This window comes from Methylobacterium aquaticum (genome assembly GCF_001043915.1).
GTDB classification, from domain to species: domain Bacteria; phylum Pseudomonadota; class Alphaproteobacteria; order Rhizobiales; family Beijerinckiaceae; genus Methylobacterium; species Methylobacterium aquaticum.
The window spans coordinates 1-12,337 of record NZ_LABX01000302.1 but is presented as its reverse complement, the minus strand read 5'-3'; the positions used below and the strand labels follow the sequence as shown (position 1 = coordinate 12,337).

The 12,337-nt window shown below is 71.6% G+C and carries 17 protein-coding genes; 11 read left to right on the top strand and 6 right to left on the bottom strand.

Going from position 1 to position 12,337, the window contains the following annotated elements; all coding sequences use genetic code 11:
* Positions 1-201: 201 nt before the first annotated feature.
* Together VP06_RS30575 and VP06_RS30565 are read right to left on the bottom strand one after the other, a co-directional pair.
* Positions 202-981, bottom strand: coding sequence for a secretin N-terminal domain-containing protein (locus VP06_RS30575; RefSeq protein WP_156295857.1), 780 nt, complete (start codon positions 979-981; stop codon positions 202-204).
* A gap of 390 nt (positions 982-1,371) precedes the next feature.
* On the bottom strand, positions 1,372-1,551 hold the full coding sequence (locus VP06_RS30565; RefSeq protein WP_048467585.1) for a hypothetical protein: 180 nt from the start codon (positions 1,549-1,551) through the stop codon (positions 1,372-1,374).
* 216 nt (positions 1,552-1,767) lie between these two features.
* On the opposite strand from VP06_RS30565, the gene VP06_RS33955 reads away from it, so the two are divergent.
* The 11 genes from VP06_RS33955 to VP06_RS30510 all read left to right on the top strand — a co-directional run bounded on the left by VP06_RS33955 (position 1,768) and on the right by VP06_RS30510 (position 10,324).
* On the top strand, positions 1,768-2,355 hold the full coding sequence (locus tag VP06_RS33955) for a nodulation protein NolB (protein ID WP_053082102.1): 588 nt from the start codon (positions 1,768-1,770) through the stop codon (positions 2,353-2,355).
* Between the two features lie 44 nt (positions 2,356-2,399).
* Entirely contained in the window at positions 2,400-3,302 is a 903-nt protein-coding gene (gene sctJ, locus VP06_RS30555) for a type III secretion system inner membrane ring lipoprotein SctJ (protein ID WP_048467584.1), read from the top strand.
* A gap of 4 nt (positions 3,303-3,306) precedes the next feature.
* On the top strand, positions 3,307-3,867 hold the full coding sequence (locus tag VP06_RS37500; protein ID WP_053082101.1) for a hypothetical protein: 561 nt from the start codon (positions 3,307-3,309) through the stop codon (positions 3,865-3,867).
* The gene (gene sctL, locus VP06_RS37495; protein WP_048467582.1) at positions 3,860-4,474 is read left to right on the top strand and encodes a type III secretion system stator protein SctL; all 615 of its coding nucleotides are present in this window, start codon (positions 3,860-3,862) and stop codon (positions 4,472-4,474) included. Before VP06_RS37500 ends, sctL begins: the two co-directional genes overlap by 8 nt.
* Before the next feature lie 65 nt (positions 4,475-4,539).
* On the top strand, positions 4,540-5,838 hold the full coding sequence (gene sctN, locus VP06_RS30540; RefSeq protein WP_245291379.1) for a type III secretion system ATPase SctN: 1,299 nt from the start codon (positions 4,540-4,542) through the stop codon (positions 5,836-5,838).
* Entirely contained in the window at positions 5,814-6,329 is a 516-nt protein-coding gene (locus VP06_RS38665) for a hypothetical protein (RefSeq protein ID WP_053082100.1), read from the top strand. Before sctN ends, VP06_RS38665 begins: the two co-directional genes overlap by 25 nt.
* Complete coding sequence (gene sctQ / locus VP06_RS30530; protein ID WP_048467580.1) at positions 6,326-7,465, top strand: type III secretion system cytoplasmic ring protein SctQ; 1,140 nt, start codon at positions 6,326-6,328, stop codon at positions 7,463-7,465. Before VP06_RS38665 ends, sctQ begins: the two co-directional genes overlap by 4 nt.
* Positions 7,466-7,473: 8 nt before the next feature.
* Positions 7,474-8,136 (top strand): type III secretion system export apparatus subunit SctR, encoded by a 663-nt coding sequence (gene sctR, locus VP06_RS30525; RefSeq protein WP_048467579.1) that lies wholly within the window; start codon positions 7,474-7,476, stop codon positions 8,134-8,136.
* A gap of 30 nt (positions 8,137-8,166) precedes the next feature.
* The gene (locus tag VP06_RS30520; protein ID WP_048467578.1) at positions 8,167-8,442 is read left to right on the top strand and encodes an EscS/YscS/HrcS family type III secretion system export apparatus protein; all 276 of its coding nucleotides are present in this window, start codon (positions 8,167-8,169) and stop codon (positions 8,440-8,442) included.
* An 8-nt stretch (positions 8,443-8,450) separates the two neighbouring features.
* Positions 8,451-9,284, top strand: coding sequence for a type III secretion system export apparatus subunit SctT (gene sctT / locus VP06_RS30515; protein ID WP_053082099.1), 834 nt, complete (start codon positions 8,451-8,453; stop codon positions 9,282-9,284).
* Positions 9,281-10,324: an EscU/YscU/HrcU family type III secretion system export apparatus switch protein gene (locus VP06_RS30510; RefSeq protein ID WP_048467577.1), complete on the top strand. Its 1,044-nt coding sequence runs from the start codon at positions 9,281-9,283 to the stop codon at positions 10,322-10,324. The genes sctT and VP06_RS30510 overlap by 4 nt, the downstream gene beginning before the upstream one ends.
* A gap of 333 nt (positions 10,325-10,657) precedes the next feature.
* On the opposite strand, the gene VP06_RS30505 is transcribed toward VP06_RS30510, so the two are convergent.
* From VP06_RS30505 to VP06_RS37490, 4 genes are all read right to left on the bottom strand, one after another.
* Positions 10,658-10,897, bottom strand: coding sequence for a hypothetical protein (locus tag VP06_RS30505; RefSeq protein ID WP_156295856.1), 240 nt, complete (start codon positions 10,895-10,897; stop codon positions 10,658-10,660).
* On the bottom strand, positions 10,882-11,367 hold the full coding sequence (locus VP06_RS30500) for an eCIS core domain-containing protein (RefSeq protein ID WP_048467575.1): 486 nt from the start codon (positions 11,365-11,367) through the stop codon (positions 10,882-10,884). Before VP06_RS30500 ends, VP06_RS30505 begins: the two co-directional genes overlap by 16 nt.
* Positions 11,368-11,472: 105 nt before the next feature.
* A complete protein-coding gene (locus VP06_RS36840) occupies positions 11,473-11,787 on the bottom strand; it encodes a hypothetical protein (protein ID WP_156295855.1) in 315 nt (104 codons plus the stop codon).
* A 26-nt stretch (positions 11,788-11,813) separates the two neighbouring features.
* Positions 11,814-12,337, bottom strand: a 524-nt coding sequence (locus VP06_RS37490) for a hypothetical protein (protein ID WP_197093326.1), incomplete at its 5' end; no start/stop codon positions are given.

Here is a 12,337-nt window from a genome sequence, read left to right as displayed (position 1 = left end):
CATGAACGGAAAACGCTCTAGGGAGGCGAGCTTTCGAGAACCTGACGGGGAATTATTTCGTGCGGAAAGAACAGTTCGCCCATCTCAGGGCCTGTTCGATCGGCTCCGGCGGCATCGACAATCCGGCGCCGCGCGCCGGCGCGCGGACGATGCGACGGGTCGAGGTCCGTCGATCGGAGCAGGATGGGAGCAAGAAGGCTCTCAGGGCCGCACGGGCGCCGCGCTGCCGGGCACGGAAACCGCAGGAGCCGGCGCCGCGCCGGCCTCGCCGCGGGCCGGCGGCTCCGCCTCGGGGCCGATCAGCCGTTCGGGGCGCCCGTCGCGGAACACGGTCATCTGACCGCCGCGGTAGACCGTGAGCGTCGTGACCTTCGGGGGCGGTGACGGCAGGGGTGCCTTGGCGGCCTCCGCGGCCGGCTTCGGCCGGGCCTGTTCCTCGGCGACGAGGCCGGCCAGGGTCTGCTCCACCAGGGCGACGTAGCGCGGCGGGCCCGAGACCATCACCACGCCCTTGCCCGGCGCGGGCCGCATCGGGAAGCGCGGGTCGCTGATCTCGAGCGCGTCGAGGGCCCCTTTCAGCCGGTCGAAGGGGATCGGGCTGAGCACGAGCAGCTGGGTGCGGTTCTCGCGCGCCGAGGTGATGGAGAGGACGCTGCCGTCGAAGTACCATTCGAGATTGTAGGTCGCGGCCAGCCGGTCGAGGAACTCCTGCGCGGTGCCCTCGGGCATCCGGCCCTGGATCCGGCCCTTCACCTCGGGGCTGACATTGACCTTCACGGCGAGGTTGCTGCCGAGTTCCTGGAGGGCGGCGGGAAGGTCCTGGTCGATCACGGTGTAGCGGTAGGGCGTCGTCGGCAGCTTGAGCGATGCCGCCTCGATCCGCCCCGCGGCCAGGGGCATCGACAGGGCCGCGAGCGCCGCGGCCGCAGCGGTCAGCCGCGCGCGGCGGGCGCGCCCGCCGTCTCGAACCCTGCTGCGCATTCCGGTTCTCCCTTGCCGTCCTTCGCTTTACGAAGGATTTGCGACGCTGCGCTGACGGCCGGCTGCGTCGCGCCGCGCAATCGTCAGCTTCGGCTCAGCATCCCGGAGATGTCGCGCCACCCTCGGGGGTTGAGTTCGCTGGCGGTGCAGACGATGCTCTCGGCCGCCTACTTCTCCCATCGCAGCCGCCCGCTGCTGCGGAACATCGCCCTGCACGCCGCCCACAATGCGGGTGTGTGTCTCGCGGCGGCTGCCGCAACGGCCCTGTTGCCGCAGCCCGCCGCCTTCAACCTCGCGATGCTCGGGATCGTGTGCACCGTCGACGGGGCCTTGCTGCGCCTCTTCCTCGCGCGCATCGCCCGCATGGAGGTGACCATGGAGACGCGGCGGTCAGATCGTCCATCGGTCGAGCCAGCGCCCGACCCCCGACAGGGCCTCCCGTCCCGGCCCGAACAGCAGCAGCGTGAGCAGCGCGCCTAGGGCGAGGCCGACGAGCGCGCCGGGCCAGCCGGACACGACGTAGCCGAGCCCCGCCGCCAAAACCCCGCCCCAGATCGCCGAGAGCATCATCCGGTCGCCTCCTACTGCCGCCTTCGCGCGCGACGGATGTAGCGCGCACAACCCCGGCCGTCCCGGCCGGGCCCGGCAGCGGGGGAGCGCCCCTGGTCAGGTGGTCGTCAGGTCAGGCGGCTAGCCTTCGCATCGTCTTCACCGGGGATCGCGGCGCCGTCGTCGAACGGGCGACTGACCCTCGACCCCTCCGGCAGCGCGTCTCGAGGAATGGCCATGGCAGTGGAAGCGGTTGCGAGCGGCCTGGGCGGCGTCGGCGGGGCAGGTCCCGTCCGCGGCGCCGAGGCGGTCGATTTCGGTCCGGCGCTCGGCAACGCCGCGGGCGCGGCGCAGAACCCCGCCCCGTCCTCGACCCCGCCGGTGCGCGAAGCCTCCGCCGAGCCGCGCGCGGGCGGCCCCGACGCGCCGACCCGTCCGGTTCCCGCGGAAGTGCGGGCGTCTCCGCGCGGGTCGGGCGATTCGATCGGGCACCGGGTGCTCGACGGCCTCGACCGCGTCCAGAGCGGCGACGTCGCCTGGCGCAGCCGTCCCGGGCCGGCGGGCGCGGCGCCCGACGGCCCGACCCTCAAGGTCGCCACCCGCCAGCCCGGTCCGGCCGAATCGCCGATGCGCCCGGACGCCCCTCGCGGGCCCGAGATCGCCGGCCACCCGACCACGCAGCCCGGCCAGAGCAGCAATCCCGGCTTCGACGGGATGATGCGCCAGCTGGAGCAAGTCAGCGGGCAGGTCGTGCAGGTTTCGCTCGTCACCAAGACCACCGGCAGTTTCACCGGGTCGCTCAACAAGCTGCTCTCCTCGGGCTGACGCACCGTCCGAGCCCGACCCGACGCGCAAAGACGGAGATCCCCATGCCGATCCTCTGGCCGCACCCCCGCCCGAACGTCCCGACGCCGCGCCCGCGGCGCCTGCGGACCGTCGCGCTGATCACGGTCCTGGCGATCGGGCTCGGTGCCTGCAAGACCGACCTCTACACCAAGCTCTCCGAGCGCGAGGCCAACGAGATGGTCGCCCTGCTGCTCGACAAGGGCATCGCGGCGAGCCGCGCCGGCGCCAAGGACGGCACGATCAGCGTGCAGGTCGAGGAGGGGCGCTTCGCCCAGGCCGTCGAGGCGCTGAAGGCCGGCGGCTACCCGCGCCAGAGCTTCGCCAATATGGGCGAGGTGTTCAAGGGCGGCGGCCTGATCGCCTCGCCGACCGAGGAGCGGGCACGCTACGTCTACGCGCTCAGCGAGGAGCTGTCGAAGACCATCTCCAGCATCGACGGCGTCCTCTCGGCGCGGATCCACGTCGTGCTGCCGAAGAACGACCTGTTGAAGCAGGACGCGACGCCGTCCTCGGCCTCGGTCTTCATCCGCCACGACCAGGGGGCGCCGCTCAAGTCCCTGCTGCCCCAGATCAAGATGCTGGTCGCCAACAGCATCGAGGGCCTGAGCTACGAGAAGGTCTCGGTGGTGTTCGTGCCCGTCGACCGTGCGCCGAGCGCCGGCTCCCTCGCGGCCGCTGCCCCGGTCCAGGCATCGGCTCCCCAGGCGGTCCGGATGGAAGGGCCGGGTCCGCTCGTGGCCGGTCTCGGCGGCGCCGGTGCCGCCCTCGCGCTCGCCGGGGCGGGGTACTGGGTGATGCGCCGCCGCCGCGCCGGCGCGGACAGCCGCGAGGCCGTCCCCGGCGCCCTGGAGAGGCTGGAGCCGGCCGATGGCGCCCTGCCGCCCCCGGCCAAGCGCCCGGCCGTCGCGCTCAAGCGGGCGGCCTGAGCCGATGAGCGGATCCGTCCATCCCGACCGCGTGCGCGCCGCTCTCGATCCGCGCCTGTCCGACGCCGTCGTCGCGCGGCTCCTCGCCTGCGGGCGCCTGCGCGAGCGCCTCGATGCGCGGCTCGGCCGCGACGGGGCGGCGGGCGACGCCGGTCACGCCTGGCTCGTCGCCGATCCCGACGCGGCGGCACGCCGCGCGGGCGCCGTGCTGCACGGCCGCGCGCTGCGGGCAGTGCTGTCCGGCCCGGCGGCGACGGCGCTCATCGCGGCGATCGGGCGTGAGGCCCACGCCCTCGGCCTGCGCCATGGCGCGCGGATGGACCTGCGGGACGATGGCGGCGATCTCGCCGGCGCGATCCTGCACGACGGCCATGCTTGCCTCGGCGCGTGGCTCGACGGTCAACCGGAGTCCCTGCGGCGAGCGGTGCTGCTCGCGCTGCCGCCCGGCACGCCCGCGGAGCGACGCCCGATCGATCCGACGCTCGCCGGGGTCGCCGCCGACATCCTGGCGCTGGTGGAGCGCGACATGCGGGAGAGCACCGATGAGGGGAGCACCGATGACTGAACGCGCCCAGCCGATCGCCCCGCGCCTGCGGCCGACCGGACCCATCGTCCGCGCCGCCGAGATCGGCATCTGGAGCGACGCCCGCGCCGGGCTCGCCGCCTCGCACCGGCACGCCGTCGAGACACGCGCCTGGGCCCGCGACCTCGTCGAGCGCGAGCGCGCCCGGGCGCAGGCCGAGGGCCGGGGAGCGGGCGAGGAGGAGGGCGCACGCCGCGTCGCCGAGACCGCCGCCCGCGCCACCGCCTATCTCGCCGCGCTGGAACGGGAGCTGCCCGCCCTCGTCCACGGCCTCGTCGCCGAGATCCTCGGCGCGTTCGAGCCGGGCGATGCCCTCGTCCGCGCGGTGCGCCAGGCCGTCGGGCGTCTGCGCCCCGACGCGGAGGCGACGTTGCGCGTCGCACCGGGCGACGTGGAGACGGTCAGGGCCGGGCTCGACGGCATCGACGCGGGCGCCGTGCGGATCGAGGCCGACCCGATGCTCCGCCCCGGCGAATGCTGCCTGCGCAGTGCCGTCGGCAGCGTGGAACTCGGCATCGAGGCGCAGCTGCGGGCGTTGCGGGCGGGCCTCGCGGCCGCCGGCACTCCGGCCGGGGAGGGCCTGTCGTGAGCGCGGCACCATCCGATCCGCGGGGAGCCGCGGGCGTCCTCGCACAAGCACCCCTCGCACAAGCCTTGCCGCGCCTGCGCGAGGCGGCGCGCGCGGTCGAGACGCGGCCCCTGCGCGGCCACGTCACCCGCGCCGTCGGCACGATGATCCACGCCGTCGTGCCGGGCGTCCGGGTCGGCGAGCTGTGCCGGCTGGAGGACGGGCGCGGCGGCCTCGCGCTGGAAGCCGAGGTGGTGGGCCTGGCGGGCGAGACGGCCCTGCTGACGCCGATCGGCGGCATCGAAGGTCTGTCGGGCCGGGTCGAGGTCGTGCCGACCGGGCGCATGGTCGAGGTGCCGGTGGGCGAGAGCCTGCTCGGGCGCATCCTGGACGGCCGGGGCCGGCCCCTCGACGGTGGCGCGTGCCTCGACGACTCCCCGACCCGCCCGTTGCGCGGGCCGGCGCCGAACCCGCTCACGCGCCAGCTCGTCGCCCGGCCGATGCCGCTCGGCCTGCGGGTGATCGATGGCCTGCTCACCGTCGGCGAGGGCCAGCGCCTCGGCATCTACGGCGAGCCCGGCGGCGGCAAGTCCTCGCTGCTGGCGCAGATCGTGAAGGGCGCGCAGGCGGATGTCTGCGTGATCGCCCTGATCGGCGAGCGCGGGCGCGAGGTGCGCGAATTCGTCGAGCGCCATCTCGGGCCCGAGGGCATGGCCCGCAGCGTCCTGGTGGTCTCGACCTCCGATCGGTCGGCCGTCGAGCGGGTCCAGGCGGCGCAGGCCGCCACCGCCATCGCCGAGGCGTTCCGCGATGCCGGCCGGCGGGTCGTGCTGATGATGGATTCCGTGACCCGCTTCGCCCGGGCCCTGCGCGAGATCGGCCTGGCGGCGGGCGAGCCGCCGACCCGGCGCGGCTTCCCGCCCTCCGTCTTCGCCAGCCTGCCGGGCCTGATGGAGCGGGCCGGGCCCGGCGAGCGCGGCTCGATCACCGCCTTCTACACCGTCCTCGTCGAGGGCGACGGGGCCGGCGACCCGATCGCCGAGGAGACCCGCGGCATCCTCGACGGCCACATCGTGCTCTCGCCCGCGCTCGCGGCGTCGGGGCATTATCCGGCGGTCGACGTGCTCACCAGCCGCTCCCGCGTGATGACCGCGGTCGCCGCCGCCGATCACCTGAAGGCGGCCGCGCGCTGGCGCGAGTTGCTCGCCCGCTACGCCGAGGCCGAGTTCCTGGTGCAGGTCGGCGAGTACAAGGCGGGCTCCGATCCGCTCACCGACGCGGCCATCGCCCGCATCGGCGACCTGCGCGCCTTCCTGCGCCAGGCGGAAGCCGAGACCACCCCCTTCGAGGAGACGATCGCATGGATGAAGCGGCTCGCCGCGTGAGGCCCGCCGACCTCGCCCGCCTCGCGGCCCTGCGCGAGCGCCGCGAGGCCGACGCCGCCCGCGCCGCCCGCGCGGCAGCCGAGCGGCGCCGCGCCGCCGAGGCGGCGGAGGCCGGCGCCCGGCAGGAGGTGCTGGACCGCGAGGCCGCGCAGGCCAGGGGTGAGCGGGCGGTCTATGCCGGGCTGACGGCGGGCGGCGCGATTCCGCTCGCCGCCCTGGAGGAGCGCCGCGCCGCCCTGGCGGCCCTCGGCGAGACGGTCGAGGCCGCCCGCGCGCAGGCCGCCGCCGAGGCCGAGGCGGCGTCGGGCGCACGGGCGGCGCAGGACGCGGCCCTCGCCGTCCTGGCGCGCCGCGGGCGCGAGACCCGCAAGTGGGAGCGCGCGCGCGGCCGGATCCTGGATCGCCGGCGCTCCCTCGCGGAGCGGGCCGACGAGCGCGAGGCCGAGGACGAGATCCTGATGCGGCTCGGCCGGCCGGGAGACGCGGCATGAGCGTGTCCGCGACGCCCCGCGTCGACGCGATGCCCCGCATCGACGCGCCGGCGGTGCCGCGCCACCGGCCCCGCACCCGCGTCTGCACCGCCACCGCCGCCCTCCTCAACCGGCTCGCCCGCCCGCGGGAGCCCGTGGAGGTCGTGGTCGAGGGGCTGTCCCTGCGGCTCGCGCCCGGGGCCATCCGGCTCGATCCCGTCCCGGCGGTCGCAGGCGCGGTCGACCTCGTCCTCGACGCCGCCGGCGAGCGGCTCGTCCTGCGCCTGCCCGGCACGGTCCTCGACCGGCTGGCGCGGGCGATCCAGCACGACCTTCCGGGGCTGCCCGGGGAGCCCGCCGGCTCCCTGTTGGTCGAGCTGGCACTGGCGCCGCTCCTCGCCGCCGCCGAGCGAATCACCGGGACGACACTCGCGGTCGCCTCCGTCAGGGCCAGCTCCGAGGCGTCCTCCGGACACATGACGCTGCTCGTCGAGGGGCACCTCACCGGCGAGCCCTTCCGGGCGCAGCTCGATCTCGGGCCCCCGTCGCCCGCCGCGCCGGGATCGCGCCGGCTCGCGGCGGTGCTCGCCCTGATCGAGGCGGCGCCCCCGCGCGCCGCGGTGCTCTCCGCCCTGCCGGTCGTGCTGCGGTTCGTCGCCGGCCATGTCCGCCTGACCGCGCGACAACTCGCGGGCCTTGAGCCCGGCGACGCCGTGCTGCCCGACCTGTGGCATCCCGCGAGCGGCGAGATCCGCGTCGTGCTTGGAGACGGCCTCGTCGCGGTCGCGCGCACGGATTGTCACACATCGACGCTAAGGACGCCGTTTGGTCCGGCCGCGTTAGATCCTGCGGCGGCGAGCGGGGACGCGGCGATGACGCAGGTTCAGGCGGGCACGGGTGCGGCCGTCGAGGGGTCGGGGATGCCGGAGGCGGGGCTCGACACTGTCGGCGTCTCCCTGACCTTCGAGCTCGGCCGCCGCACGCTCGGCCTCGGCGAGCTGAAGGGCATCGGCGAGGGGCACGTCTTCGATCTCGGCCTCGATCCCGCACAGCCCGTCGACCTCGTCGCCAACGGCGTGCGGATCGGCCGGGGCGAGATCGTGGAGGTCGGCGAGCGGATCGGGGTGCGCGTGGTGCGCCTGTTCGGGCGGGACTGATCGCGACGATGGCCGAAGTTCAGCCGGGCATCCTCGCCCTCGTCGCCGTCACCCTCGGGCTCGGGCTGATGGCCTTCGTCGTGGTGACGACGACGGCCTTCATGAAGATTTCCATCGTGCTGTTCCTGGTGCGCAACGCCCTCGGCACGCAGCAGGTGCCGCCCAACATCGTGCTCTACGGCGCGGCGCTGATCCTGACCGTCTACATTTCCTCCCCAGTCGCCGAGCAGGTGTTCCAGCGCGCCACCGACCCGCAGCTGACCTACCAGACGGTGGACGACTGGCTGAAGGCGGGAAGGCGCGCCCAGGAGCCGGTGCGCGACTATCTCTCGCGCTTCACCAGCCCGGAGCAGCGCCAGTTCTTCCTCGACGCGACGCAGCGGGTCTGGCCGGAGGGCGCGCGCGGCAGCGCCGGGCCGGACGACCTGCAGATCCTCGTGCCCTCGTTCCTGATCTCGGAGCTGAAACGGGCTTTCGAGATCGGCTTCCTGCTCTACCTGCCCTTCATCGTCATCGACCTCGTGGTGACGACGATCCTGATGGCGATGGGCATGTCGATGGTCTCCCCCACGGTGATCTCGGTTCCCTTCAAGCTGTTCCTGTTCATCGCCATCGACGGCTGGTCGCGGCTGATGCACGGCCTCGTGCTGAGCTACGCGGTTCCCGGCTGAGGCGAGACGCAGGCCACCCAGAGGCGCCCCATGGACCAGTCCGGCATCCTGCTGCACGTCAAGAACGCCCTGGCGCAGTTCATGACGCTCACCCTGCCGCCGCTCGCGGCGGCCCTGGTCGTCGGGCTCATCGTCGGCATCCTCCAGGCCGCGACCCAGATCCAGGACCAGACCCTGCCGCAGACGGTGAAGCTCCTCGTCGTGGTGGCGGTGCTGGCGCTGTTCGTGCCGCTGCTCTCGGCACCGCTCATCGAGGGCGCCAAGCAGGTCTTCACGGAATTTCCCGCGCTCACGAGCCCGGGCTGACCGCCGCGATGGCGAGCGCGACCGACCCCGCCACCCTCGCCAGCCTGACCACGCTGTTCACGGAGGCCATGCGCTGGGTCACCGCGGCGTCCCTGGGCATGGCCCGGCCGGCGGGGATCCTCCTGATCCTGCCGGTCTTCACCCGCGCCGAGATGGGAACGCTGATCCGGCTCGGCCTCGCCTTCGGCCTGGCCTTCCCGGTCCTCGGCTACAGCCAGCAGAGCCTGGCCCCGGTCGGCGCCGACGTGCAGGTCGTGCGCCTCGTCCTGGTGGCCCTGAAGGAGCTGTTCGTCGGCGTGCTGATCGGCTTCGTGGTCGGCATCCCGTTCTGGGCGATCCAGTCGGTGGGCGAGCTGATCGACACCCAGCGCGGCATCTCGAACGAGGTCGCGCCGGTCGATCCGACGACCAAGTCGCAGGCCTCGGCCCTCGGGCTGTTCCTCGGGCTGTTGGGGATCACGATCTTCGTGGCCGCGGATGGCCTCAACACCCTGGTGGAGACCCTCTACGGCAGCTACGGGCTGTGGCCGATCCAGCGCTTCCTGCCCGCCGCCGACCTCGACGCGATGATGGGGCTCGCCCGTCTCGTCGACCGGGTGCTGCGCACGGCTCTGCTCGTCGGTGGGCCGGTGATCGTGCTGATGCTGCTCCTCGACCTCTGCGTCATGCTGATCGGCCGCTTCGCCCCCCAGCTCAACGCCAACGACCTCGCGCCGACGGTGAAGAACGTCGCCGTCGTGCTCTTCATGATGGCCTATGCTGGCTACCTGTTCGACTATGCGGGCGCCGAGATCGGCACGATCCGCGGCGTCGACGGGGCGATCGGGCCGTTCCTGCGATGAGCGGCGATTCGAGCGAGGAAAAAACCCTCCCGCCGAGCCAGAAGAAGCTGCGTGACGCGCGCAGGAAGGGGCAGATCGCCAAGAGCCGCGACCTCGTCAGCGCGCTCGGGCTCCTCGCCGCCACCGCCTTCCTGTGGGCGCGCGCCGGCAGCCTCGTCGACCAGTGGCGCGAGGTGCTGCTCAACGCCGAGCGGCTCCAGAACGACCCCTTCGGCGTCGCCGCCCCGCAGGTGGCGGCGAGCCTCGCCGGCCTCGCGGGGCGCACCGTCCTGCCGCTGCTCGGCGCGGTGGCGGCGGCGGGCGTCGTCGGCAGCGTCGTGGCCAATCGCGGGATCGTCTTCTCCCTCGACCCGATCAAGCCGAAGCTCGAGCACCTCAATCCGGTCGAGGGCCTGAAGCGGATGTTCGGCGTCAAGGCGCTGGTGGAGCTCGCCAAGACGCTCGCCAAGGCGATGCTGCTCGGCGGGACGCTGTCCGTCGTCTTCCTGGGCACCTGGAACACGCTCGTGCTGCTGCCGGCGGGCGGGTTGTCGGCGCTCGACTTCGTGGTCGGGACCCAGGCCAAGCTCCTGCTCGGCATCGCGGTCGGCGCCTTCCTGGCCGCCGGGCTGGTCGACGTGCTGATCCAGCGCTGGCTGTTCCTGCGCGACATGAAGATGAGCGCGAGCGAGCTCAAGCGCGAGTTCAAGGAGCAGGAGGGCGATCCGCACGTGCGCGGTGCCCATCGCCGCCACCGCCAGGAGGGCGCGCAGCTGCCGCGCACCGGGCTCAAGCGGGCCACCATCCTGATCCGCGGCCGCGGCGTGGCGGTCGGCCTGCGCTACGTGCCGGGCGAGGGCGGCGTGCCGATCGTCGTCTGCCGGGCCAAGGGCGCCCCGGCCGAGGTGATGATCGAGGCGGCGGCCGAGCTCGGCATCCCCCGCGTGCCCGATCACGGGCTGGCCGACGCGCTCGCCAAGCGGGTCTCGCCGGGCACCGCCCTGCCGAACCGCTTCTTCGACCGCGCCGCCCGGGCGATCTACGCCGCCGGGCAGGCCTGACGCTCATAGGTCCAGCGTCATGGGCCTAGCGGCCGTCCGTGTCGCGCCAGCGGACACGGCCGCTCGACGTGCTCCCGTCTCGCGGAGCTCTCTCGGAATGCTCGCGGCCAGTGTGACGAAAGCTGTTCGACTCTCGCGCATCGGTCGCGTCGGCAGCCGGAACCGGAGGCAGGACACGATCGACAGCGCGCGACCCCCCGGCGGACTGGATCGAGCGGCCAGCCCTCCTCCGATCCCGGCAGCATCGCTCCCAAAGTCGGCGGCCCGGCTCGGCCGTCAGACGGCCGGTCATCACGGCGTCGGGATCAAGCGGCCAAGGTCATGTCCCCGCGGTCACGGCACAGGATGCTGGTGATCGACGCTCTTCGCATGACGGGAACGATAGACCACGCGCCCGTTGTGAGTCACTGTGAGGGTCGCCAGCGCTTCGTCGAACGCGACGATGAAAGCCTGGTCGTCGATCGGATGGCGCACTGGTTCCTCACTACCACGGCGGTAGCGATCGATGGCTTCTTCGATGAGCGGGAGCAGGGGCTCCTGCCGCAAGAGTTTGTCCTTCAGACTCTCTGCCATCCGTACTTCCCTCTCGATTTTATCTCAATGATTTCTTGCTGGATTTCGTTGATTTCTTCTGGCGTCAGGGCCCAGCGTTCGGCGTTCTTCAAAAGCTCCTCGCGAGCGTCCAGTTCGGACGAGGTACGGGGATCCGTGTCGACGCCGATCTCCATGCCTCGCTGCTGCGCCGTGTGAATGAGCTCCTCTCGCAACACTCGCACATCGTCCTGCCGTGCCTCGCGCACGAAGATCATGTCGCCGAGGGTGAGGGCATGGAGCGCATCGGGATCTATGCCTTCGCGGCGCGCGGCATCGTCCATGTAGCGCTTCACCTCCGGATCGGCATCGGTCATGATCTCGATGCCGTCCCGGGCGGCATCAGCCCTGACCTCTGCCAAGGCCTGCTCTCGCGTGACGGCGCCGTTGGCGAAGCTTTGAGGCCCGATCTGTCCTGGATCGACCGGCATGAACCCCGGCAACGGCGGCATCGGGGCCGCTGGGGCGAAGCCCGGCACCTCGACCCGGAAGGACGCCGCCGATGCCCAATCGACATCTCGGAATATGATTATTTATATAAATATAATCAATTTATGCTATTTCATTCGATGAAATGGTGGATACTTCTTAAGACTTTGAGATATTGGTTTATCGATATATTTTCTACCGAGATCTGTTAAATTGTAAACTTCTCGACCGTCGATGATTTTGCTTTCAATCAATCCGTCGAGCAGTAATCGTCGCGAAATATCAGAAATTGAATAATCAATAGAAAAAGCGCCTGGATCAGTCATGATGTCGATCGAAATCAAGGTTGGGATGCGGTATTTTTTTTCGATTATCAAATTAAGAGTTCTTATAAAATATTCCTCTGCCAAATTGTTATCGAGCGGGTCGTAATCTTGTTTCATTGCGTGCTCCTAATGCAAGAATCGCATTATTCCCATGTGATGGGATGATACAGAGTATAATCCCCTCCGGAATCTCGATCGGAGAGTCCGTAATCAGCGAGTGTTGCGGTATGTGCGTTGTTCCAGACATCCCGGTCGGCGTTCACTGTGTCCGGAATGCCAAGCGCCCGATAGCGCTCCAGCTCGCGCAGTTCGTGCGTGTAAAAACGTAGATCGTACTCGCTCGCCTCCAGTTGGCCGGAGGCGATCTGACCTAGCCGCGAAACCATGATCTCGTTGGCCGGATCCGATCCGAAGCGGGCGACGTGCAGGCGAACAAGGTCGATCCCCTTTGGTGTGATCGTTGCCGTGCGCCAGTCCATCGGGGTGATCGCGCCCCCGGCCGCCAGGGGATCGAACGCGCGGCGAGCATACCGCGCCCTCCCATCCGGCAGCAACTCCGCCCCGGCTGCCACCGCGGCATCCCGCAACGTGTCCGGAGTATCGGCCCGAGCCACCAGCGGCTCGCCCAGCGCTGGATCGACCGGCGTGAACCCCGGCAACGGCGGCA

Excerpts from the sequence above, each read along its gene's own strand:
- VP06_RS30575 (WP_156295857.1), bottom strand. The coding sequence starts at position 981 with ATGCGCAGCAGGGTTCGAGACGGCGGGCGCGCCCGCCGCGCGCGGCTG.
- VP06_RS30565 (WP_048467585.1), bottom strand. The coding sequence starts at position 1,551 with ATGATGCTCTCGGCGATCTGGGGCGGGGTTTTGGCGGCGGGGCTCGGC.
- VP06_RS33955 (WP_053082102.1), top strand. The coding sequence starts at position 1,768 with ATGGCAGTGGAAGCGGTTGCGAGCGGCCTGGGCGGCGTCGGCGGGGCA.
- sctJ (WP_048467584.1), top strand. The coding sequence starts at position 2,400 with ATGCCGATCCTCTGGCCGCACCCCCGCCCGAACGTCCCGACGCCGCGC.
- VP06_RS37500 (WP_053082101.1), top strand. The coding sequence starts at position 3,307 with ATGAGCGGATCCGTCCATCCCGACCGCGTGCGCGCCGCTCTCGATCCG.
- sctL (WP_048467582.1), top strand. The coding sequence starts at position 3,860 with ATGACTGAACGCGCCCAGCCGATCGCCCCGCGCCTGCGGCCGACCGGA.
- VP06_RS38665 (WP_053082100.1), top strand. The coding sequence starts at position 5,814 with ATGGATGAAGCGGCTCGCCGCGTGAGGCCCGCCGACCTCGCCCGCCTC.
- sctQ (WP_048467580.1), top strand. The coding sequence starts at position 6,326 with ATGAGCGTGTCCGCGACGCCCCGCGTCGACGCGATGCCCCGCATCGAC.
- sctR (WP_048467579.1), top strand. The coding sequence starts at position 7,474 with ATGGCCGAAGTTCAGCCGGGCATCCTCGCCCTCGTCGCCGTCACCCTC.
- VP06_RS30520 (WP_048467578.1), top strand. The coding sequence starts at position 8,167 with ATGGACCAGTCCGGCATCCTGCTGCACGTCAAGAACGCCCTGGCGCAG.
- sctT (WP_053082099.1), top strand. The coding sequence starts at position 8,451 with ATGGCGAGCGCGACCGACCCCGCCACCCTCGCCAGCCTGACCACGCTG.
- VP06_RS30510 (WP_048467577.1), top strand. The coding sequence starts at position 9,281 with ATGAGCGGCGATTCGAGCGAGGAAAAAACCCTCCCGCCGAGCCAGAAG.
- VP06_RS30505 (WP_156295856.1), bottom strand. The coding sequence starts at position 10,897 with ATGGCAGAGAGTCTGAAGGACAAACTCTTGCGGCAGGAGCCCCTGCTC.
- VP06_RS30500 (WP_048467575.1), bottom strand. The coding sequence starts at position 11,367 with ATGCCGCCGTTGCCGGGGTTCATGCCGGTCGATCCAGGACAGATCGGG.
- VP06_RS36840 (WP_156295855.1), bottom strand. The coding sequence starts at position 11,787 with ATGAAACAAGATTACGACCCGCTCGATAACAATTTGGCAGAGGAATAT.